The organism is Streptomyces sp. NPDC059909 (assembly GCF_042730885.1).
Lineage (GTDB): Bacteria > Actinomycetota > Actinomycetes > Streptomycetales > Streptomycetaceae > Streptomyces.
This window is the reverse complement of the sequence record NZ_JBHWKX010000054.1, coordinates 30,757-52,066: the sequence shown is the minus strand read 5'-3', so window position 1 is coordinate 52,066 and position 21,310 is coordinate 30,757. Positions and strand designations below refer to the sequence as shown.

General features: G+C 70.2%; 16 protein-coding genes and 1 rRNA gene. 10 read left to right on the top strand and 7 right to left on the bottom strand.

Annotated features, from left to right (window positions below):
* Window positions 1–75, top strand: a 5S ribosomal RNA gene (rrf, locus tag ACFV9O_RS29085); the annotation flags it as partial.
* A 132-nt stretch (window positions 76–207) separates the two neighbouring features.
* Here the strand turns inward: rrf and ACFV9O_RS29080 are convergent.
* Genes ACFV9O_RS29080 through ACFV9O_RS29060 form a run of 5 tightly spaced genes read right to left on the bottom strand, consistent with a single transcriptional unit; the run spans window position 208 to window position 5,616 of the window.
* Entirely contained in the window at window positions 208–1,518 is a 1,311-nt protein-coding gene (locus ACFV9O_RS29080; RefSeq protein ID WP_385422923.1) for a DUF58 domain-containing protein, read from the bottom strand.
* A 10-nt stretch (window positions 1,519–1,528) separates the two neighbouring features.
* Window positions 1,529–2,512: an AAA family ATPase gene (locus ACFV9O_RS29075; RefSeq protein WP_385422921.1), complete on the bottom strand. Its 984-nt coding sequence runs from the start codon at window positions 2,510–2,512 to the stop codon at window positions 1,529–1,531.
* Window positions 2,509–3,714, bottom strand: a complete 1,206-nt coding sequence (locus ACFV9O_RS29070; protein WP_385422919.1) for a DUF4350 domain-containing protein — start codon at window positions 3,712–3,714, stop codon at window positions 2,509–2,511. The genes ACFV9O_RS29075 and ACFV9O_RS29070 overlap by 4 nt, the downstream gene beginning before the upstream one ends.
* Window positions 3,711–4,400, bottom strand: coding sequence for a DUF4129 domain-containing protein (locus tag ACFV9O_RS29065; protein WP_385422917.1), 690 nt, complete (start codon window positions 4,398–4,400; stop codon window positions 3,711–3,713). The genes ACFV9O_RS29070 and ACFV9O_RS29065 overlap by 4 nt, the downstream gene beginning before the upstream one ends.
* 4 nt (window positions 4,401–4,404) lie before the next feature.
* On the bottom strand, window positions 4,405–5,616 hold the full coding sequence (locus tag ACFV9O_RS29060) for a hypothetical protein (RefSeq protein ID WP_385422915.1): 1,212 nt from the start codon (window positions 5,614–5,616) through the stop codon (window positions 4,405–4,407).
* Between the two features lie 182 nt (window positions 5,617–5,798).
* Here ACFV9O_RS29060 and mtnA point away from each other — a divergent pair, with 182 nt between their 5' ends.
* From mtnA to ACFV9O_RS29025, 7 genes are all read left to right on the top strand, one after another.
* Window positions 5,799–6,938, top strand: a complete 1,140-nt coding sequence (mtnA, locus tag ACFV9O_RS29055; protein WP_385422913.1) for an S-methyl-5-thioribose-1-phosphate isomerase — start codon at window positions 5,799–5,801, stop codon at window positions 6,936–6,938.
* Between the two features lie 4 nt (window positions 6,939–6,942).
* Window positions 6,943–7,632, top strand: coding sequence for a two-component system response regulator MtrA (gene mtrA, locus ACFV9O_RS29050; protein ID WP_187740742.1), 690 nt, complete (start codon window positions 6,943–6,945; stop codon window positions 7,630–7,632).
* Window position 7,633: 1 nt separating this feature from the next.
* Window positions 7,634–9,658: an MtrAB system histidine kinase MtrB gene (gene mtrB, locus ACFV9O_RS29045; protein ID WP_385422910.1), complete on the top strand. Its 2,025-nt coding sequence runs from the start codon at window positions 7,634–7,636 to the stop codon at window positions 9,656–9,658.
* The gene (locus tag ACFV9O_RS29040; protein WP_385422908.1) at window positions 9,648–11,489 is read left to right on the top strand and encodes an LpqB family beta-propeller domain-containing protein; all 1,842 of its coding nucleotides are present in this window, start codon (window positions 9,648–9,650) and stop codon (window positions 11,487–11,489) included. Before mtrB ends, ACFV9O_RS29040 begins: the two co-directional genes overlap by 11 nt.
* 96 nt (window positions 11,490–11,585) lie before the next feature.
* Window positions 11,586–12,311, top strand: coding sequence for a ComF family protein (locus ACFV9O_RS29035; RefSeq protein ID WP_385422906.1), 726 nt, complete (start codon window positions 11,586–11,588; stop codon window positions 12,309–12,311).
* 329 nt (window positions 12,312–12,640) lie between these two features.
* Complete coding sequence (gene hpf / locus ACFV9O_RS29030; protein ID WP_385422929.1) at window positions 12,641–13,330, top strand: ribosome hibernation-promoting factor, HPF/YfiA family; 690 nt, start codon at window positions 12,641–12,643, stop codon at window positions 13,328–13,330.
* A 185-nt stretch (window positions 13,331–13,515) separates the two neighbouring features.
* A complete protein-coding gene (locus tag ACFV9O_RS29025; protein ID WP_385422904.1) occupies window positions 13,516–14,256 on the top strand; it encodes a response regulator in 741 nt (246 codons plus the stop codon).
* Between the two features lie 161 nt (window positions 14,257–14,417).
* On the opposite strand, the gene ACFV9O_RS29020 is transcribed toward ACFV9O_RS29025, so the two are convergent.
* Window positions 14,418–15,608, bottom strand: coding sequence for a winged helix-turn-helix domain-containing protein (locus ACFV9O_RS29020; protein ID WP_385422902.1), 1,191 nt, complete (start codon window positions 15,606–15,608; stop codon window positions 14,418–14,420).
* Between the two features lie 334 nt (window positions 15,609–15,942).
* Between ACFV9O_RS29020 and ACFV9O_RS29015 the strand changes: the two genes are divergently transcribed.
* Entirely contained in the window at window positions 15,943–17,367 is a 1,425-nt protein-coding gene (locus ACFV9O_RS29015) for an IS110 family transposase (protein ID WP_385422900.1), read from the top strand.
* 74 nt (window positions 17,368–17,441) lie between these two features.
* Here the strand turns inward: ACFV9O_RS29015 and ACFV9O_RS29010 are convergent, their stop codons facing one another.
* Entirely contained in the window at window positions 17,442–18,017 is a 576-nt protein-coding gene (locus tag ACFV9O_RS29010) for a GNAT family N-acetyltransferase (protein ID WP_385422898.1), read from the bottom strand.
* Between the two features lie 266 nt (window positions 18,018–18,283).
* Here ACFV9O_RS29010 and secA point away from each other — a divergent pair, with 266 nt between their 5' ends.
* Complete coding sequence (secA, locus tag ACFV9O_RS29005; RefSeq protein WP_385422896.1) at window positions 18,284–21,109, top strand: preprotein translocase subunit SecA; 2,826 nt, start codon at window positions 18,284–18,286, stop codon at window positions 21,107–21,109.
* The last annotated feature ends 201 nt before the right edge of the window (window positions 21,110–21,310 follow it).

Sequence of the window (21,310 nt, the reverse complement as noted above, 5' to 3'; positions counted from 1 at the left end):
AACCCGGAAGCTAAGCCTTTCAGCGCCGATGGTACTGCAGGGGGGACCCTGTGGGAGAGTAGGACGCCGCCGAACAATCATTGCGGGAAGCCCCGGACCTTGTGGTCCGGGGCTTTTCTGCGTTCTGGAGCGGACCAGAACGGGCCGGGACCACTCTTCTGCCTCCGCCAGAAGAGTGGTCCTTGTCCTCCCTCTGCCACCGTGCCTCTACAGACGCCCTGCTGCCTTGAGAGCGAGATAGGCATCTGCCAGAGCAGGAGCCAGGTTCTCCGGGGTCGCGTCGACGACGGTGATCCCGTGGCGCTGGAGCTGTTCGGCCGTACGGCGACGCTGAGCCTGGGCCTGTGTGCCGGCAGCGGCGTTGTACACGGCGTCCAAGGCGCCTCGAGCCTTGGCCATTTCCGCCACGTGCGGGTCGGCGACCGATGCGAGAACCACCGTGTGGCGCTGAGTGAGTTGAGGGAGGACCGGCAGCAGGCCCTCCTCGATCGGAGCAGTCTCCAGGCTGGTCAGCAGAACAATGAGGGAGCGGCGCGGGGCGTGCTTGAGCGCGGCGGCGCTGAGGCCGCGGGCGTCGGTCTCGACGAGTTCCGGTTCGAGCGGGGCGAGGGCATTGACCATCGCGGGAAGCACCTCCCCGGCCGCTCGCCCATGGACCTGGGCTCGGGTACGGCGGTCGTACGCCAGGAGGTCCACGCGGTCCCCGGCGCGCGTTGCCAGTGCGGTGAGGAGAAGCGCGGCGTCCATGGCCGCGTCCAGACGAGGGACGTCGCCGACGCGGCCGGCCGAGGTGCGGCCGGTGTCGAGCACGATGAGGATGTGGCGGTCCCGTTCGGGCCGCCAGGTGCGTACCGCGACAGTGTTGTGGCGGGCGGTGGCGCGCCAGTCGATCGAGCGGGTGTCGTCGCCGGGGACGTACTCGCGGAGGCTGTCGAACTCGGTGCCTTGGCCGCGGGTCAGCACACTGGTGCGGCCGTCGAGCTCCCGCAGTCGGGCCAGGCGGGAGGGGAGATGCTTGCGGCTGGTGAAGGGCGGCAGGACGCGTACGGTCCATGGCACGTCGTGGTTGCCCTGACGCGCCGCGAGGCCGAGCGGGCCGTAGGAGCGGACGGTGACCCGTTCTGCCTGGCGGTCGCCGCGGCCGGTGGGGCGCAGGATCGTGGAGATGCGTCGGCGCTCACCGGCCGGGATCGTCAGCCTGTGGCGGGAGGCGGTCTGTTCCGTGCCGGGGACCCAACTGCTCGGCGGCCAGGCGTCCCGGAGGTGCGCACGCAGACGGCGGGCCGTCGGGTTGGTGACGGTGAGCTGGACTTCCGCGCTGTCACCGAGTCGAACGGACGTGTCACCGCTTCGGGTGAATTGGAGCTTTCGCACTGGTGCGGCCAGGGCGTAGTCGCACAGAATTGCTACTGAGAGTGGTGCGTTGACGGCAAGGATCCCCGCCCAGCTGGGTGCGAAGACGCCGACGGGGATGGAGCCGAGGGCGGCGAGAAGAGCGGTTCGTCCGGTGAGGGCCACGGTGCGCTGCTCAGCGGGGGACGGGGACGTGGGTGAGGATCGCGGTGATGACGGAGTCTGCGGTGACTCCTTCCATCTCCGCCTCGGGGCGCAGCTGGATGCGGTGCCGGAGGGTGGGAAGGGCCAGGGCCTTCACGTCGTCCGGGATGACATAGTCCCGGCCGGTGAGCCAGGCCCAGGCTCGGGCGGTGGAGAGCAGCGCGGTGGCGCCTCGGGGTGAGACGCCGAGGGTGAGCGAGGGGGATTCACGCGTGGCACGACAGATATCGACGACGTAGCCGGCGATTTCGGGGGACACCGAAGTCTTCGCCACGGCGGCCCGGGCGGCCTCCAGATCGGCCGGTCCCGCGACGGGGCGGATTCCTGCGGCCTGCAGGTCGCGCGGGTTGAAGCCCTCTGCGTGCCGGGAGAGAACGTTGATCTCGTCCTGGCGTGAGGGCAGCGGCACGGTCAGCTTGAGCAGGAAGCGGTCGAGCTGGGCCTCGGGGAGGGGGTACGTGCCTTCGTACTCGACCGGGTTCTGGGTCGCGGCGACCAGGAACGGGTCGGGCAGCGGGCGCGGGGTGCCGTCGACGGTGACCTGGCGTTCCTCCATTGCCTCGAGCAGCGACGACTGGGTCTTCGGCGGCGTCCGGTTGATCTCGTCGGCGAGCAGCAGGTTGGTGAAGACAGGGCCCGGCTGGAAGGAGAACTGCGCCGTCCGTGCGTCGTAGACCAGCGAGCCGGTGACGTCGCTGGGCATGAGGTCAGGCGTGAACTGGACGCGCTTCGTGTCGAGTTCGAGCGATGCGGCGAGGGCGCGGACGAGGAGCGTCTTGGCGACGCCCGGGACTCCTTCGAGGAGGACGTGGCCTCGGCAGAGCAGGGCCACGACGAGTCCGGTGACGGCGGAGTCCTGGCCGACCACGGCCTTCGCGATCTCGGTTCGCAGGGCTTCCAGGGAGGCGCGTGCGCGGTCCGAGTTCTCGGGGGTCTCGGGGGTCGGGGCGCTCATGAAGTGCGTACCTCTCTTTCGAGGGCGTCGAGTTGGTCAGCCAGGCGGATGAGAGCGGCGTCGTCGGCGGGTGCCGGGCCGAAGAGCAGAGCCCTGATGTCCCGGTCCCCGTCGAGGAGTCGCGCGGACACGGCGGGAAGGAGGGCATGGGGGGAGTGGGCGTCCGCCGGGGCGACGCCGAGGAGGGGAGCCAGCCGGGCGCGGGTGGCCGAGCGGAGTGCGGAGGCGGCGCGGTCGCGGGCGTTGGCCTTGCGGTAGAGCCGGGCGCGGCCCTCGGTGGCTTCGGAGGCGCGGATGGCGACAGGCAGCCGTTCGGTCACGAGCGGTCCGAGCCTGCGGGCGCGCCAGACGGCGGCGAGCACTGCGGCGAAGAAGAGCTGGAGCGTGCCCCACAGCCAGCCGGACGGGATCAGGTCGCCGATGCCGCTCTCGCCGCCCTCGTCGTCACTGCCGTCGGACATGGCGGACTCATCACTGAGCGAAGGGAGGTACCAGACGAGATGAGGCCGGGAGCCCAGGAGTTGGAGCGCGAGGGAGGCATTGCCCTGCTTGTCGACGCGCTCGTTGGTGAGGATGTCGGGGGAGCCGAGCAGGACGGTGTCGCCGTCGCCCGGGTCGCTGACCCGGAGCAGGGTGGGCAGACCGCCGCTGAGGTAACAGGCATCGGTGTCGAGGAGGTCGTCCGTGGCGTAGCGCTCACCGCCTGTGTCGGCCTTTCCCGCGCGCTGGGCGGCGGGGAAGGTGCACTGGGGAGCGCGAGCCGAGACGGATGTGCGCGACTCCGGCCGTACGCCGGGGGCGAGGATGTCGACGGACGGCGGACCCGGGGCGACGAGGACGGTACGGCCGCCCGACGGGACCATGGCCGTGCGCAGGGCCTCCTGCTGGCTCCCCGTCAGCAGATCCGGGGTGACGACCAGCAGGGTGGTGTCGGTGCCGGTGGCTGCGGTGGCCTCGTCGAGGGTGGTGACCACGCGTGTGTCGACCCCTTCGGCCTTGAGGAGTTCGGCCACGGCCCGGCTGCCCTGGGCGTCCGCGGACCGCGGGTCGAGGCGTCCGTGCTCCTCCCCGGAGCGTACGGCGGCGATGGCGATCCCCGCGGCGACGAGAACGAGGAGCGCGAGCAGCACGCCCCGGGTCCGCGTCCAGATCTGGCGGGACGTGAGGGCCGTGGATGTGGCGCCGGTCGTGGCCGCGGTCATTCGGCTGCTCCTCGTGACGCGGCGCTGAGTTGGGGCTTGGCGCGTTCCAGTCGGCCGTCGAGGTCTTTCAGGCGCAGATATGTCTGCTGGTCGGCGGTGCGGCCGCCGTATGTGACGTCGTCGAAGGCGCGTGCCGCGGAGCGCAGTGCGTCGGCCTCGGCGGGCAGCGGACGGCCGGCCTCGGCGGCCGCTTCGTCCGCGGTGCGTCCCGGGCGCGGTTCGAGGAGGGCCCGCTCCTCGAGGGAGCGGACGATGGCGCGCATCCGCTCCTGGACCGCTTGGTTGAAGCGACCGGCGGCTGCGTGTGCCTCGGCTGCGGTGCGGTGTTCCGCGGCACTGCGCGGGCCGTCCTCGAAGAGGGCGTCACCGGTGGTGAGGCTGCGCTGCGGGGTGCCCAGCCGCCACCACAGCGCAGCGACCAGGGCGATGACGACCAAGGCGATGACGACGAGTCCGAGCACTCCGCCCGGTGCTGCGCCGGATGCGGAGTCGAAGATGCCGTCGACCCACTCCCAGAAGCGGTCGAGGCCGCGTTCGAGGAGGTTCGGATCGTTCTCGTGGTACATCGGCTTGGACAGTTCCCGCTCGGCTGCCTCCCGGGCGGGGACGCGCGGAGTGTCCACCGGTACGTCGTCGTTGACGCGGCTCAAGAGCCGCGTCGCGAGCGTTCCCCCCGTGATGGACACCGCATCAGCTCCAGGAGGTGTCGTTGCCGGGTGCCGGGGAGCTGTGACCAGGGAGGCCTGCGGCCCGGGCCAGTTCGAGGTCGAGGGCTTCTCGGCGGATGCGCTGGTCCACGTAGAGGAGGACGGTCACCCCGGCCGAGATCGGGTAGGTGATGGCCGAGGCGATCACCGCGCCGATGCCGGTGATGATCAGGAAGGGCCAGCCGAAGTCGGGAGTGGCACCGCTGAACATTCCGGTGATCCCGTCGCTGTCGACCAGCATGGCGAGCAGGCTGAACGGCGTGACGATGATCATCGAGACGATGAAGACGAGCACTATCACCAGCAGCAGGATGCCGAACGTCCGCCACCAGGCGTTGCGGACCAGCTTGGCGGAGCGGCGCATCGACTGGATGATGCCCCCACGCTCCAGCATCAGTGCGGGCGAGGCGAGGGCGTAGCGGACCCAGAGCCAGACGGCGACGATGGTGCCGGCCAGTCCGCCCAGTACGCCGAGGGGAGCGGAGTCGAGCAGGAGCCCCGGGAGAACGCCCACGGTGATCGCGCCTGCTGTGATCACCATGATGAGCGTGGTGAGCCCGAGCAGTTGGAGAAGCCTCGGCCGGGCCTCGTTCCAGGCATCGGCGAGGGTGACCGGTCGTCCCAGGACCGAGCGGCTGACCACGACGGTGAGCAGCGCGGTGCTGAAGATGGTCGCGATCAGAGTGAAGATCAGGGTCGGCACCGAGGCGGCCAGGCTCGACTGCATGGCGTCGACGGTCTGGTTGAGGGCTTCTTCGGGGCTCGCGTTCGGATCGAGTTCCGGGGCCCGGGGGATCAGATAGCGCTGGACCAGGATGTCCGCGATCTGGGAGATGACGGAGACCGTGATCGTGACGCCCAGCACCGGCCGCCAGTGCTCGCGCAGGGTCGACACCGCGCCGTCCAGGATCTCGCCGACGCCGAGGGGCCGCAGCGGGATGACTCCCGGCTTGGCGGCCGGCGGCCGGCCCCAGCCGCTCCGCTGCGGTCCGCTGCCCCAGCCGGGCTGGACCGGCGGCACGGGCCCGCCGCCGGGTGCGGTCGGCGGGGCCCACTGGCCGGCCGGCGGCTGCTGCTTGGACCACTTCGAGGTGGGCCCGGTCGCGTCGGCGGGCTCGGTGGGCCGCGGCACTCCGTTGCCCTGGTCGTCGGGGGGCACGGATCCGGGCGAGGCCCAGCCCGGAGTGTCGTTCACAGTCGTCCACCTCGTGGATTGGTCACGCGCCAGGCTCGGGGAGCCAGTGCTGTCTCGGTGCCTGCCCGCCCGGCGTGGCGGAAGGTCGGCAGCCATCGTGCCACGCGTTGCCCGCCGGTGGGCCGGGCCTTTGATCTCCTTCTCACCTTCATTGTGGCTGCCGTAGCGGGCAGACTGGGCGGATGGCTGATCAGCACGTTCACATCCCGGCCGGCGGGAACCCGGCGCCGCCGCCCGCGCTGCGCTGGGACGAGGCGCCCGAAGGCCCCGTACTGGTCCTTCTCGATCAGACCCGGCTGCCCGCCGAGGAGGTCGAGCTGGTCTGCACGGACGTCCCGGCGCTGGTGCAGGCGATCAGGACACTCGCCGTGCGCGGGGCGCCGCTGCTCGGGATCGCCGGCGCGTACGGGGTGGCGCTGGCCGCCGCCCGTGGGTACGACGTCGCGGAGGCGGCGGCCATGCTGGAGCACGCGCGGCCCACCGCGGTCAACCTCGGTTACGGCGTGCGGCGGGCGGCCGCCGCGTACCAGGAGGCGATCGGCAGGGGTGCCGGTGCGGGAGCGGCGGCCGCGCTCGCCGAGGCGAAGGCGCTGCACCGGGAGGACGCCGAGGCCAGTGCGCGCATGGCGGGCCATGGGCTCGCGCTGATGGACGAGCTGCTGCCGGGCGGCGGCCACCGGATCCTGACGCACTGCAACACAGGGCGGCTGGTGTCGGGCGGTGAGGGCACGGCGTTCGCGGTGGCGCTCGCCGCGCACCGGGCGGGCCGGTTGCGCACGCTGTGGGTCGACGAGACGAGGCCGCTGCTGCAGGGGGCCCGGCTCACCGCGTACGAGGCGGCCGGGAGCGGCATGCCGTACACCTTGCTCACGGACAATGCGGCGGGTTCGCTGTTCGCGGCGGGCCAGGTGGATGCGGTATTGATCGGGGCCGACCGGATTGCCGCGGACGGCTCCGTGGCGAACAAGGTGGGGAGTTACCCGCTGGCGGTCCTCGCCAAGTACCACCATGTGCCGTTCATCGTGGTGGCACCGACCACCACGGTGGATCTGCGGACCGCGGACGGGGCGTCGATAGAGGTCGAGCAGAGGCCGGGGCAGGAGGTGACGGAGGTCATGGCGCAGCAGTCGGCGGCGGGAGCCGAGCCGGGTGGCGGGCTGTCGGTCGCCCCGCTGGGAACCTTGGCGTACAACCCTGCGTTCGACGTCACGCCGCCCGAACTCGTGACGGCCGTCGTCACCGAAGTAGGAGTCGTGTCCCCGGTCACCGGGGACGGAATTGCGGAGCTGTGTGCCAGGTCACGCCAGGTAACGATTAGCTAATGGGATGATGTCGATTATGAAGGGACGCGTCCTTGTCGTCGACGACGACACCGCACTGGCCGAGATGCTCGGGATTGTGCTGCGTGGTGAAGGGTTCGAGCCGTCGTTCGTAGCGGACGGCGACAAGGCACTTGCCGCTTTCCGGGAGGCCAAGCCGGACCTGGTACTGCTGGATCTCATGCTGCCCGGCAGGGACGGCATCGAGGTGTGCCGGCTCATCAGGGCCGAGTCGGGTGTGCCGATCGTCATGCTCACGGCCAAGAGCGACACTGTCGACGTGGTCGTCGGGCTGGAGTCCGGTGCCGATGACTACATCGTGAAGCCGTTCAAGCCGAAGGAGCTGGTGGCCCGCATCCGGGCACGGCTGCGGAGGTCGGAGGAGCCTGCTCCCGAGCAGCTCACGATCGGGGACCTGGTCATCGATGTGGCCGGTCACTCCGTGAAGCGGGACGGGCAGTCGATCGCGCTGACCCCGCTCGAGTTCGATCTGCTCGTCGCGCTGGCCCGTAAGCCGTGGCAGGTGTTCACCCGTGAGGTGCTGCTCGAGCAGGTGTGGGGCTACCGCCATGCCGCCGACACCCGCCTGGTGAACGTCCATGTTCAGCGGCTTCGCTCCAAGGTCGAGAAGGACCCGGAGCGGCCGGAGATCGTGGTGACCGTCCGTGGCGTCGGTTACAAGGCCGGACCGAGCTGATATGGCTGTGGGCAGTACTGCTCCGAAGCCCGGGGGGCCGGGAGTCCGTACGGGGCGGGCTGCCGGGCCCGGGCGTGGGCATTCGCGCGTGGGCAGGGTTTTCCAGGACGGGGCACCGGGTGGACCGGTGCTCCGCATGGCCATGCGCTTGGTTCGGCGGCCGCTCCTGCCCGCTGTCCGTCTGTGGCGGCGGAACATTCAGCTGCGGGTGGTCGCGAGCACCCTGCTGATGTCACTCGGCGTGGTGCTGCTGCTCGGACTCGTGGTCATCGGCCAGGTCCGTAACGGACTGCTGGACGCGAAGGAGCAGGCGGCGCTGAGCCAGGCCGCAGGCGGTTTCGCGGCGGCGCAGGACAAGGCGAGCGGGACCGTCGCCCTCGGCGGCCCCGACAGTGACGCCACCGACGGCAGGCCCGGCAGGGGCGCCGTGAACTGGCGGTCCGAGCTCGTCAAGCAGTTGGCCAGTGGTGGCCAGGGCGCCTACCACGTGGTGGCGCTCAGCCCGGACTCCGAGGACGCCGGGACGAGCCGGGGCCCGCGGGCGTCCGGCGACGTGGATGTGACGAGCATTCCCGAGGCACTGCGCGGCTCGGTCGCGCAGGGGACGGGCACGTTCCAGACGTACGTCAAGATCAAGTACTCGGTTCCCAAGGAGCCGGAGGCCGGGCTGGTCGTCGGCAAGCGACTCAACGACGTCGCGGGCAACGCCTACGAGCTGTACTACCTCTTCCCGCTGACGCAGGAGGAGGAGTCCCTCAGCCTGGTCAAGGGGACGCTGGCGACGGCCGGGCTGTTCGTGGTCGTCCTGCTCGGGGCGATCGCGTGGCTGGTCGTGCGGCAGGTCGTCACGCCTGTACGGATGGCGGCCGGCATTGCCGAGCGGCTCTCCGCCGGGCGGCTCCAGGAGCGGATGAAGGTCACCGGCGAGGACGACATCGCCAGGCTGGGCGAGGCCTTCAACAAGATGGCGCAGAACCTCCAGCTCAAGATCCAGCAGCTGGAGGAGCTGTCCAGGATGCAGCGGCGGTTCGTCTCGGACGTGTCGCACGAGCTGCGTACTCCGCTGACGACCGTACGGATGGCGGCCGACGTCATCCATGAGGCGCGAAGCGACTTCGACCCGGTGACGGCGCGCTCCGCGGAGCTGCTCGGCGACCAGCTCGACCGATTCGAGTCACTGCTCTCCGATCTGCTGGAGATCAGCCGTTTCGACGCGGGCGCGGCCGCGCTGGAGGCCGAGCCCATAGACCTGCGCGAGGTCGTGCGCCGGGTGATCGGCGGGGCCGAGCCGCTGGCCGAGCGCAAGGGCACTCGGATCCGGGTGGTCGGCGACGAGCAGCCCGTGGTCGCCGAGGCAGACGCCCGGCGTATCGAGCGGGTCCTGCGCAACCTCGTGGTCAACGCCGTCGAGCACGGCGAGGGGCGCGATGTGGTCGTGCGGATGGCGTCGGCCGGCGGGGCGGTTGCGGTGGCCGTGCGGGACTACGGCGTGGGACTGAAGCCCGGCGAGGCGACGCGGGTGTTCAACCGCTTCTGGCGGGCCGACCCGGCGCGGGCGCGCACCACAGGTGGTACGGGCCTCGGCCTGTCCATCGCCGTAGAGGACGCGCGACTGCACGGCGGCTGGCTCCAGGCGTGGGGCGAGCCGGGCGGCGGCTCCCAGTTCCGTCTGACCCTGCCCCGCACCGCCGACGAGCCGCTGCGCGGATCGCCGATACCCCTCGAGCCCGAGGACTCCCGGCGCGCCCGGGAGCGTGCCGCGGCCGGCGAGGCGAACGGCGGCGCGAGCGAGGGTGCGCAGCGCCTGACGACCGTTCCGGTGCAGCCCGGCGCCGACCGGCTGCCGATACCGGTGTCTGCGCGGGCGCCAGGGGGCCCGCACGCCACGCCGGGGGCAGCGGTGGACCCGGCGGCCCTGCCGGGCAGCGGAGCCCGTGTCGTGGCGCGTCAGGCCGGGGAGCGGCTGGGTGAGGGCGAGACGGGCGGACGGATCTCGGAGCGGGAGGACACGACACGTGGGCGCTGAGCGTCGTGGTTACGGCGGTGGGCGCGCGGCGCGGACGTTCGTCCTGCCCGTCTGCGCCGCCGTGCTGCTGGCAGGGTGCGCGTCGATGCCCGACAGCGGGGACGTGGAGCAGGTGAAGGCCACCAAGGGCGCGGACTCGCAGGTGCGCGTCCTGGCCGTACCGCCCCGTGAGGGCGCCGTGCCCGACGAGATAGTCGTCGGCTTCCTGGAGGCCATGACCAGTGACGATCCGAGCTTTGCGACGGCACGCAAGTATCTGACGAAGCGTGCGGCCAAGGAGTGGAAGCCGGAGCAGCTCACGACGGTACTCACCGAGGCGCCCGATGCCGGGAGCGCGGTCGCCGGGGAGAGCGACGACAGCCGCAGCTACTCGCTGTCCGGTGAGCTCATCGCAACGGTCGACCGGCACGCGTATCAGGCGGCTGCGCCCACCCAGTACAGCGGGACGCTGCGCCTGATGCGGCAGAGCGGGGCGGACGGGAAGGGCAAGGAGTGGCGTATCGACGCCGCCCCGCAGGGCCTCGTGCTCGGGGAGAGCGACTTCCTGCGCAACTACCGTTCGGTCAACAAGTACTACTTCGCCTCCGGGCAGCAGTCGGTGGTCGCGGACCCGGTCTACATCCGGCAGCGGCAGGATCCCGTGACCCGGATGGACCCGGTCGCGCAGACGGTGTCGGCGCTGTTCGAAGGGCCGACGAACTGGCTGAAGCCGGTGGTCGGCTCGGCGTTTCCCACGGGTACGGCCCTGAAGAAGGGCGTCACGTCCCTGACGCCCGACGACCAGAATCTGCTGAAGGTGCCGCTCAACGACAAGGCGTCCAACGTCGGGGGGACGGTGTGCCGTCGCATGGCGACCCAGCTGCTGCTGACCCTGCGTGATCTGACGTCGCCCCGTGTCGAGCAGGTGGAGCTGCTGCGTGCGGACGGCTCGCATCTGTGTGTGCTCAGCGCCGACCAGGCGCAGGCGTCCGCCCCGGGGCGGACATCGCCGAGCCCGGACAACGTGTACTTCGTCGACGCCAGCGGGCGGATGGCCGTGGTGGGGGCAGGGGCCAAAACCGTCGACAAGACCAGGGTGCGCGGTCCGTTCGGCAGCGGCGAGCTGCGTCTGAGCACCGTCGCGGTGGCGCGCAACGGTCAGCGCGCGGCGGGCGTCTCGCACGACGGCCTTCGTCTGTACACGGCCTCGATCATGTCCGACGAAGAGCTCACCGAGCCCCTGGCGGTGAGTCACGCCAGGAAGCCCCAGGACCGGCTGTCGGCGCCGAGCTGGGACCGGAGTGATCTGTGGGTGGCCGACCGCGACCCGGCCCGGCCGAGGCTGCTCCGCTTCGCGGGCGGCGAGGGCGAGGCCAAGGAGGTCAAGGTCGACGGGCTCGACGGCGCGCGGATCGAGTCGCTGCGGGTGTCCGCCGACGGCGTACGGATAGCGCTGCTGCTCTCCGAGGACGGCAAGCGCTCCCTGAAGATCGGCCGGATCGAGCGACACGTGGACGCCGAAGGGGTCAGTACGGCCTCCGTGGTGGAGCTGCAGTCCGCGGCGCCGCGTCTGGAATCGGTGACAGCCGTTTCCTGGGCCGGTCCGAGCCGTCTCGTCGTGGTCGGCAAGGAGGCCGGGGGCGTGCAGCAGGTGCGCTACATCCAGACCGACGGCTCCCTGTCCCCCGCAGGAGGTCTGCCGGGCCTGAACAAGGTGTCCGCGGTCGCCGCCACCGAGGACGAGGAGCAGCCGCTGGTGGCCGTCTCCGACGACGGACTGGTGCGCCTCGCGCCCTCCACGAACTGGCAGACGATGATCGACAAGGGCGCGTCCCCGGTCTACCCCGGGTAGCGCCGGGCCTGTCGGGGTTTTCCACAGGTCGTGGATGACCGCGCGGCTTTTCCACAGGGGTGGCAGGGAACTTCCCGCAGCGGCACAGTGGTGGTCATGCGGGGCTGGTGGCGCGAGATCTCCGGGCTGGTGCTGCCGGTCGCCTGCAGCGGCTGCGGACGTCCTCGTACGCCTCTGTGCGAGGAGTGCGCGTGGCAGCTGGCCGGTCGGCGGCCGCGGAGGGTGCGGCCGTGTCCCGAGCCGGCGGGGCTGCCCGTGGTCTTCGCCGCTGCCCGCTACGAGGACGCGGTACGGGCCGTGCTGCTGGCGCACAAGGAGCGGGGTGCGCTGGGGCTGGCCGGGCCGCTCGGCGGGGCGCTGGCCGGGGCCGTACGGGAGGCGGTGCCCGATGCGCTCGCCGGGCCCGAGCCGCTGGTGCTCGTGCCCATGCCCTCGGCGCGGCGCGCGGTGCGGGCACGTGGCCACGATGCGGCACGGCGTGTCGCGGCCGCCGCGGCGGGAGTGCTGCGGCGCTCGGGGACGCTTGCCTGCGCGCTCCCGGTGCTGAGGCAGCGCCGTGCGGTGGCTGACCAGTCGGGTCTCACGGCCCGCCGGAGGCTGTCGAACATGGCGGGGGCTCTGGAGGTGGTGCCTGGTGCCGGGCGGCTGCTGGAGGGCCACAGAGCGGTGCTGGTGGACGATCTGATGACGACCGGCGCCTCGCTGGTCGAGGCAGCGCGGGCACTGCGTGCCGTGACAGCCGCCGACTCCTCCGGATGCGTCCGGATGAGTGCCGCGGTGGTCGCCGCACCACCCCTGTCCTTCGGGATCAACCGGAACTGACAGGGAAGTTGCAACGTTGCAGGTAGTGAGCGGCGGAAATCGCCCGATCGGACGTACGCGCTGGTAGCGGGTGCCGACAACGGTCCTGGCGAGCTATGTTCGGTTGTGAGGAATGGTGAACTCTGCCCTTCGTCGAATACATGGTCGGGTTAAGGCCAGGTGTTCATGAAGGAACCCAGAACCTCGAAGTTGGTGGGGTGGGGATCTTGCCGATGGGGGAGGAGGAGGTGAAAGTCACCAAGTCCGAGGCTCCGGTGCTCACCGGGGCCTGGTGCAAAAGGGAGACGCTCCGCGTCGAGTGCGGAGCAAATCCGGGAACGGAGTTCTGCGTGGACATCGTCGTCAAGGGCCGCAAGACCGAGGTGCCCGAGCGGTTCCGCAAGCACGTGGCCGAGAAGCTGAAGCTGGAGAAGATCCAGAAGCTCGACGGCAAGGTGATCAGCCTCGACGTCGAGGTGTCCAAGGAGCACAACCCGCGGCAGGCCGACCGTTCCGACCGCGTGGAGATCACGCTTCTTTCACGCGGCCCGGTGATCCGGGCCGAAGCAGCGGCTGGGGACCCGTACGCGGCGCTCGACCTGGCCACGGCGAAGCTGGAGGCTCGGCTGCGCAAGCAGCACGACAAGCGTCACACCCGCAGGGGCAATGGCCGGCTGTCGGCAGCGGAGGTAGCGGACGTCGTTCCTGGCGTGGCCCAGTTGAACGGAAGCGGTGAGCCCGTCTCCGAAGAGGCATCCGACGCCATTCCCACCACCAGGATCGGCTCGCTCGAAGTGCAGGGCGAAGGGCCGCTGGTGGTCCGCGAGAAGCACCACGTCGCCGCCCCCATGACGCTCGACCAGGCTCTCTACGAGATGGAGTTGGTCGGGCACGACTTCTATCTGTTCGTCGACTCCGAGACCAAGGAGCCCAGTGTCGTCTACCGGCGACACGCCTACGACTACGGCGTCATCCACCTGCGGACCGACCCGCTCGCCGGGAGCGAGTCGGGCGGTGCCGGTGGTGCGCTCGGCGGTTGATCCCGTCTTTTCGGTGGTGCCCCTGGAGCGCCCTGTGCGCCCCCAGGGGCACCACCGTGCCACCACGGGAACGCCCCGCTGTCATGCGGGCATGGAATCATGGCGATCCGAGCCAACCGGTGCGCTGTGGACTGCGGTTGGCAGACCGCAGATGAACGAGGGCCATGGCCTCAGGGGGAGGAACGATGGCGGACAGCTTCGGGCCGGTGCAGGACGCGGACGACGCCGAGAGCACGGGCGGCCGGGAGACGGGTGCCTCCCGGAAGGAGCCGATCCGGGTGCTCGTGGTCGACGACCATGCGCTCTTCCGCCGCGGGCTGGAGATCGTCCTCGCCCAGGAGGAGGACATCCAGGTGGTCGGCGAGGCCGGTGACGGTGCCGAGGCCGTCGACAAGGCCGCCGATCTGCTGCCGGACATCGTGCTGATGGACGTACGGATGCCGAAGCGCGGCGGGATCGAAGCCTGCACCTCCATCAAGGAGGTGGCCCCCAGCGCGAAGATCATCATGCTGACGATCAGCGACGAGGAGGCCGATCTCTACGACGCGATCAAGGCGGGGGCGACGGGATATCTCCTCAAGGAGATCTCCACGGACGAAGTGGCCACGGCGATCCGGGCCGTGGCCGACGGCCAGTCGCAGATCAGCCCGTCCATGGCGTCGAAGCTGCTCACCGAGTTCAAGTCGATGATCCAGCGCACCGACGAACGCCGGCTGGTGCCGGCGCCCCGGCTGACCGACCGGGAGCTGGAGGTCCTCAAGCTGGTGGCCACGGGGATGAACAACCGGGACATCGCCAAGGAGTTGTTCATTTCCGAGAACACGGTGAAGAACCACGTGCGCAACATCCTGGAGAAGCTCCAGCTGCACTCCAGGATGGAAGCGGTGGTGTACGCGATGCGCGAGAAGATCCTCGAGATCCGGTAGCAGGGCGCCCGGGGGCTCCGGCTGAGGCCCGGCTCGGGCCCTGGGCACCTCGGGAGAATGCGGTCCGTGCGAGCCGCCGGAGGCGAGAAGGCCGTCGAGGCCCGGTAGTTGGGCGCGCCGGGGCAGCGCGCAACCGCGCCGGGTGCCAGGGCGCGCAGGGCTCAGCCGAGGGCTGCCACCAGCGGGGCCATCAGCTCGGGGCGGTCGACGCGTTCGACGCGGACCGAGTCGCAGCCGACCCACTCCGCGGCTTCCCGCAGGGCCTGGGCCATGGGGCGGACCGCCTTCGGCGTGTCCAGGGAGACCTGCCGGGCGACCAGGGTCGTGCCCTCGCGGGCCGGGTCTACGCGGCCCAGCAGCTTGCCGCCCGAGAGCAGCGGCATCGCGAAGTAGCCGTGCACCCGCTTCGTCTTGGGGACGTACGCCTCCAGGCGGTGGGTGAAACCGAAGATCCGCTCGGTCCGCGCGCGCTCCCAGATCAGCGAGTCGAACGGCGAGAGCAGCGTCGTGCGGTGGCGTCCGCGCGGCTCGCTCGCCAGGGCCTCCGGATCCGCCCACGCCGCCTTGTCCCAGCCCTCGACCCGGACGGGCACAAGACCGGAGTCGGCGACCACGGCGTCGAACTGCTCGCCCTTGAGCCGGTGGTAGTCGGCGATGTCCGCGCGGGTGCCCACCCCGAGGGCCTGCCCGGCCAGCCGCACCAGCCGCCGCAGGCACTCGCGGTCGTCCAGCTCGTCATGGAGCACCTCGTTTGGGATCGCACGCTCGGCGAGGTCGTACACCCGCTTCCAGCCGCGCCGCTCGGTGCACACCACCTCGCCGTACATCAGGGCCCGCTCGACGGCGACCTTCGACTCGGACCAGTCCCACCACTCCCCGCCGTTCTTCGCGCCGCCCAGTTCGGTGGCGGTGAGCGGTCCTTCGGCGCGCAGCTGCTTGACCACCGCGTCATAGGCGCCGTCCGGCAGGTCGTGGTACCAGTGCGGGCGGGCGCGGTAGGCACGGCGGCGGAAGGCGAAATGCGGCCACTCCTCGACGGGGAGTATGCAGGCCGCGTGCGACCAGTACTCGAAGGCGTGGGGCCGTGCCGGAGACGCGCCATCGGATGCGCCCGTCCAGTACGCGTCCTCGACCGTCTTGCGGCCGACCGCGCCCAGGCGTGCGTACGGGATCAGCTCGTGCGAGCGGGCCAGCACCGAGATCGTGTCCAGCTGAACGGCACCGAGGTGGCGCAGCACGCCCCGCACGCCGCCCCGCCGGTCCGGGGCATCGAGGAACCCCTGGGCGCGCAGCGCTATGCGGCGGGCCTCGTCGGCGGACAGTTCGGCAGCGGCGGGCGGCACAGTCGTCATGCCCCGCACCTTAGAGGGAGGCACTGACATTTAGCTTTGGAGATGGCCCTCCGGGATCTTCGGGGGCTGCGTAGGGTGCGTCGGGTCCGGTTCTTCCGGCACGGCTGGATCACTGACCGAAGCGTCTGCTTGCAGGCGACTTCTCAACGTTGATCGACGGCTGGTTGAACCTCCCGACGCACGTGCGTCCCTGTTGGGAACTCGTGGCCGCGGCGAGCGCGGACCGCTGCTACCGAATGTCCGGTCAGCACAACCCTGCGGAACACGTGCCACGCGGGTCGTGGTGCAGGGGCTGGACAAGCGTCAGCCTGCCGCTGCACAGACGGGAAGCCTGTTGAGACTGCACCTGGGAATCGATGTGGCCTGCCGGGCCTCCCACCGGGCCACCTGCACCGACGCCACCGGAGAGATCCAGTTCTCCGGACGGCGCTTCACGACCACACCCGAAGACCTCGAACGGTTATGGGACGGACTGCCCGGCACCGACGACGTCGTCGTCATCGTGGAGCCGACCCGCAATGCCTGGGCCCCGCTGGCCGCGTGGTTCCGGCACCGCGGCGCCAAGGTCGTCCTGGTGCCGCCGGAGCAGTCGGCGGAACTGCGCGACTACTACTCCAAGCACACCAAGAACGACCGGCTGGACTCCCGGGTCCTGGCGCGGCTGCCGCTGCTGCACCCCGAAGGGCTGCGGGGCCTGTCGGACACAGGGCCCGCCAACGCACTGCGACGAGCCGTCCGCCGCCGCAGCACGCTGGTCGAACGCCGCACCGCCACCTTCTACCGGCTCGATGCCCTGCTGGAGCTGCTCGGACCCGCCTGGGCCGACGCCCGCACCGGTGCCTACTCCAAAGCGGCTCTGGCCGTGCTGGAGAAGACCGGCGCCGACTCCCACGCCATCCGGCGACTGGGCCGAAAACGACTGGCCGCCATGCTGATCCGGCACAGCCGCGGGCAGTGGCGCGAAGAGCACGCCGAACGGATCGTCAACGCCGCCCAGCAGACCCTCAACCTCTGGCCCGACGGCGCCCTGGACTTTGCCGAACTCGCCGAGGACATTGCCGGCGAGGCCCATATGGCCGCTCACCTGAACGCACAGATCACCACCCTGGAGGACCGGATCGCCGTCCTCTACGAAGAAGCCGATCCCGGCCAGGTCATCGCCTCCGGGCCCGGCTTCGGCGTGACCACGGCTGCCGGCATCTTGGGCAGACTCGGAGATCCGAACCGCTTCGCCAGCCTGGCCGGCATCCGCGCCTTCACCGGCCTGGTTCCCCGTGTCAGCCAGTCCGGATTGGCGGGCCGCAACGGACCGCCCACCCGCCAAGGAGATCCCGGACTGCGCGAGACCCTCTTCAAGGCCGCGGACATCGCCCGGCACGTCGATCCCACCCTTGCCGCCCGCTACCACGATCTCGTCGCCAACAAGGGCAAACACCACAACTCTGCCCTGTGCACTCTGGCCGCCGCACTGATCACCCGCCTGGCCGCCTGCTGGCGCAACGGCACCCTCTACGAACTCCGAGACACCGACGGACGCGACATCACCGAGGCCGAGGGACGACAGATCTGCGCGACCCGCTACAAGGTCGACAAGGCCGCTCGCGCGAAGGTCCACGTCCGCCGCCGATCCCAGCAGCTGAAGAACCCAATGACGAGCCGGCGCGAGAAGGAGTCACGAAGTGCTCCGGCAACCGGCTCGTCGACAACCACCCTACGAACCAGCCCTCAAGAACACCACGAGCTACTTGACGTCCGTTAGGAACTCAATCGGGCCCTGACCAGGAAAATCAGGGCTGGGACCCGCGTCACGCCTCCGCGAGGGCGGGGCCGGCGTCACTCCTTCGCGGGCAGATACGGGACCGCCGGCACCAGCCCCAGGTCCGAAGGCAGCAGCGAGCCGACCCAGCTGTCCCGGACGGTCTCCCGGTTCCGGATGCCCGCGCGCCGGACGCCCTCGACCGAGAAGCCGGCCTTCTCCGCGACGCCACGCGACCCCTCGTTGCCGACCTCGGCACACCATTCCAGGCGGATGCACCCCAGCTCGGTGAACGCCCAGCGGGCCAGGGCCAGCACCGTCTCCGCCGCGTACCCGCGGCCCCGGTGCTCCTTGGCCGTCCAGTAGCCGATCTCCCACGCGCCCTCGCGCGGGTGGTGCAGGCTGGTCGACGCGAGGAGCGGGCCGCCGCCCCGGGGACGTACACAGAAGGTGTACGCCGAGTCGTTGCGCCAGCCGTCCGGAACGATCAGTCCGACGAACTCTTCCGCGTGCCCCTGTTCGTACGGCACCGGAATGGCCGGAATCCAGCGCTGGATGTCGGGATCCTGACAAGCCGCGTGCACCTCCTCCGCGTCGTCCGCCGTGAAAGAACGCAGCGCCAGGCGCTCGGTGCTGACAGTGATGGGCTCCATGCAGGGATTCTGGTGACTGTGCGTCCGGCGTGCGAACACTTTTCGGGAGCGGCGGCACCTTCCGCGGCTCCCGCGCGTTGTCCTGATGCGCGGCAGTCGGTCTTCGTCCAGGGCGCAGCCACGGCGAAGCCCCGTGGGGGAGGACCTCCCGGCTTGGCCGGGTCCTCGCTTACGATGGCCGTTGCGGTGGGGCCCACCTGCCGTGCCCGCGCCAGTGTCATCACACGACCCAGTGCCAGGCCCGACCGGCAAGGAGACCAACCTCAGTGTCCGTCTTCAACAAGCTCATGCGTGCAGGCGAAGGCAAGATCCTGCGCAAACTGCACCGCATCGCGGACCAGGTCAACTCCATCGAGGAGGACTTCGTCACCCTCTCCGACGCCGAGTTGCGTGCGCTCACCGATGAGTACAAGGAGCGCTACGCCGACGGCGAGAGCCTCGACGACCTGCTGCCCGAGGCCTTCGCGACCGTCCGCGAGGCCGCCAAGCGCGTCCTCGGCCAGCGTCACTACGACGTCCAGCTCATGGGTGGCGCCGCGCTGCACCTCGGCTATGTCGCCGAGATGAAGACCGGTGAGGGCAAGACCCTCGTCGGCACGCTCCCGGCGTACCTCAACGCGCTCTCGGGCAAGGGCGTCCACCTGATCACGGTCAACGACTACCTGGCCGAGCGCGACTCCGACCTGATGGGCCGGGTGCACAAGTTCCTCGGCCTCAGCGTCGGCTGCATCCTGGCCAACATGACGCCGGCGCAGCGCCGCGAGCAGTACGCGCGCGACATCACGTACGGCACGAACAACGAGTTCGGCTTCGACTATCTGCGCGACAACATGGCGTGGTCCAAGGAAGAGCTCGTCCAGCGCGGCCACAACTTCGCGATCGTCGACGAGGTCGACTCGATCCTCGTCGACGAGGCCCGTACGCCGCTGATCATCTCCGGCCCCGCCGACCAGGCCACGAAGTGGTACGGCGACTTCTCCAAGCTGGTGACGCGACTCACCAGGGGCGAGCCGGGCAACCCGATGAAGGGCATCGAGGAGACCGGCGACTACGAGGTCGACGAGAAGAAGCGGACCGTCGCCATCCATGAGTCCGGCGTCTCCAAGGTCGAGGACTGGCTGGGCATCGACAACCTCTACGAGTCGGTGAACACGCCGCTCGTGGGTTACCTGAACAACGCCATCAAGGCCAAGGAACTCTTCAAGAAGGACAAGGACTACGTCGTCATCGACGGCGAAGTCATGATCGTCGACGAGCACACCGGCCGTATCCTCGCCGGCCGCCGCTACAACGAGGGCATGCACCAGGCGATCGAGGCGAAGGAAGGGGTGGACATCAAGGACGAGAACCAGACGCTCGCCACGATCACCCTGCAGAACTTCTTCCTCCTCTACAACAAGCTGTCCGGCATGACCGGTACGGCGATGACCGAGGCCGCCGAGTTCCACCAGATCTACAAGCTGGGCGTCGTCCCGATCCCGACGAACCGGCCGATGGTCCGCAAGGACCAGTCCGACCTGATCTACCGCACCGAGGTCGCCAAGTTCGCGGCCGTCGTCGACGACATCGCGGAGAAGCACGACAAGGGTCAGCCGATCCTCGTCGGTACGACGTCGGTCGAGAAGTCCGAGTACCTCTCGCAGCAGCTGAACAAGCGCGGCATCCAGCACGAGGTGCTCAACGCCAAGCAGCACGACCGTGAGGCGATCATCGTCGCCCAGGCCGGCCGCAAGGGCGCGGTCACGGTCGCCACGAACATGGCCGGCCGTGGTACGGACATCAAGCTCGGCGGCAACCCCGACGACCTGGCGGAGGCGGAGCTGCGCCAGCGCGGCCTGGACCCCGTCGAGCACGTCGAGGAGTGGGCCGCGGCCCTGCCGGACGCCCTGGAGCGTGCCGAGTCGGCCGTGAAGGCGGAGTTCGAAGAGGTCAAGGCCCTCGGTGGGCTCTACGTCCTGGGCACCGAGCGCCATGAGTCCCGGCGTATCGACAACCAGCTGCGCGGTCGTTCCGGCCGTCAGGGCGACCCGGGCGAGTCCCGCTTCTACCTCTCGCTCGGCGACGACCTGATGCGCCTGTTCAAGGCGCAGATGGTCGAGCGCGTCATGGCCATGGCCAACGTTCCGGACGACGTCCCGATCGAGAACAAGATGGTGACGCGCGCGATCGCGTCGGCGCAGTCGCAGGTCGAGCAGCAGAACTTCGAGACGCGTAAGAACGTCCTCAAGTACGACGACGTCCTCAACCGGCAGCGCAAGGTCATCTACGCCGAGCGGCGCCGCGTCCTGGAGGGCGAGGACCTGCACGAGCAGATCCGCCACTTCATGGACGACACGATCGACGCGTACATCCAGGCGGAGACCGTCGAGGGCTTCGCGGAGGAGTGGGACCTGGACCGGCTGTGGGGCGCCTTCAAGCAGCTCTACCCGGTGAAGATCACGGTCGAGGAGCTGGAGGAGGCGGCGGGCGACCGGGCCGGGATCACCGCCGAGTTCATCGGCGAGACGATCAAGGACGACATCCACGAGCAGTACGACGAGCGCGAGAAGCAGCTCGGCTCGGACATCATGCGTGAGCTGGAGCGGCGCGTGGTGCTGTCGGTCCTGGACCGCAAGTGGCGTGAGCACCTCTACGAGATGGACTACCTCCAGGAGGGCATCGGCCTGCGCGCGATGGCCCAGAAGGACCCGCTGGTCGAGTACCAGCGCGAGGGCTTCGACATGTTCACCGCGATGATGGAGGGCATCAAGGAGGAGTCCGTCGGCTACCTGTTCAACCTGGAGGTCCAGGTCGAGCAGCAGGTCGAGGAGATCCCGGTGCAGGACGCGGCCGAGAAGACCTCCCTGGCGAAGGAGGACGCGGTGCCTGCCGGTGCGGGCGCGGGCCGTCCGGAGATCCGCGCCAAGGGGCTCGACGCGCCGCAGCGGCCGGACCGGCTGCACTTCTCCGCGCCGACAGTCGACGGTGAGGGCGGTGTCGTCGAGGGCGACTTCGCGAACGGGGAGCCGGCGCGGTCCGAGTCGGACGGTATGACGCGCGCGGAGCGCCGCAAGGCGCAGAAGAGCAGCGGCGGGCGCCGCCGCAGGAAGTAACCCGGCCCGCCTGCGCCTCGCGGCGCGGGGGCGGCGCATACGGCCGTGGGGGGGGGGAGGGGGTGGTGTGTGGGGGGCCAGACGAATTGTGGGTGGTCGGGGAGGGGGGGGGGGGGGGAGAGGGGAAGGTGGTGAGACAGGGGGAATACGGGGGGTGTGGGCAGCATAGTGAACAACAAGCGGCCACGCACGCCCGTGTAG

Coding starts and splice junctions, on each gene's coding strand:
- ACFV9O_RS29075 (WP_385422921.1), bottom strand. CDS start 2,512: ATGAGCGCCCCGACCCCCGAGACCCCCGAGAACTCGGACCGCGCACGC.
- ACFV9O_RS29070 (WP_385422919.1), bottom strand. CDS start 3,714: ATGACCGCGGCCACGACCGGCGCCACATCCACGGCCCTCACGTCCCGC.
- mtnA (WP_385422913.1), top strand. CDS start 5,799: ATGGCTGATCAGCACGTTCACATCCCGGCCGGCGGGAACCCGGCGCCG.
- mtrA (WP_187740742.1), top strand. CDS start 6,943: ATGATGTCGATTATGAAGGGACGCGTCCTTGTCGTCGACGACGACACC.
- mtrB (WP_385422910.1), top strand. CDS start 7,634: ATGGCTGTGGGCAGTACTGCTCCGAAGCCCGGGGGGCCGGGAGTCCGT.
- ACFV9O_RS29035 (WP_385422906.1), top strand. CDS start 11,586: ATGCGGGGCTGGTGGCGCGAGATCTCCGGGCTGGTGCTGCCGGTCGCC.
- ACFV9O_RS29025 (WP_385422904.1), top strand. CDS start 13,516: ATGGCGGACAGCTTCGGGCCGGTGCAGGACGCGGACGACGCCGAGAGC.
- ACFV9O_RS29020 (WP_385422902.1), bottom strand. CDS start 15,608: ATGACGACTGTGCCGCCCGCCGCTGCCGAACTGTCCGCCGACGAGGCC.
- ACFV9O_RS29010 (WP_385422898.1), bottom strand. CDS start 18,017: ATGGAGCCCATCACTGTCAGCACCGAGCGCCTGGCGCTGCGTTCTTTC.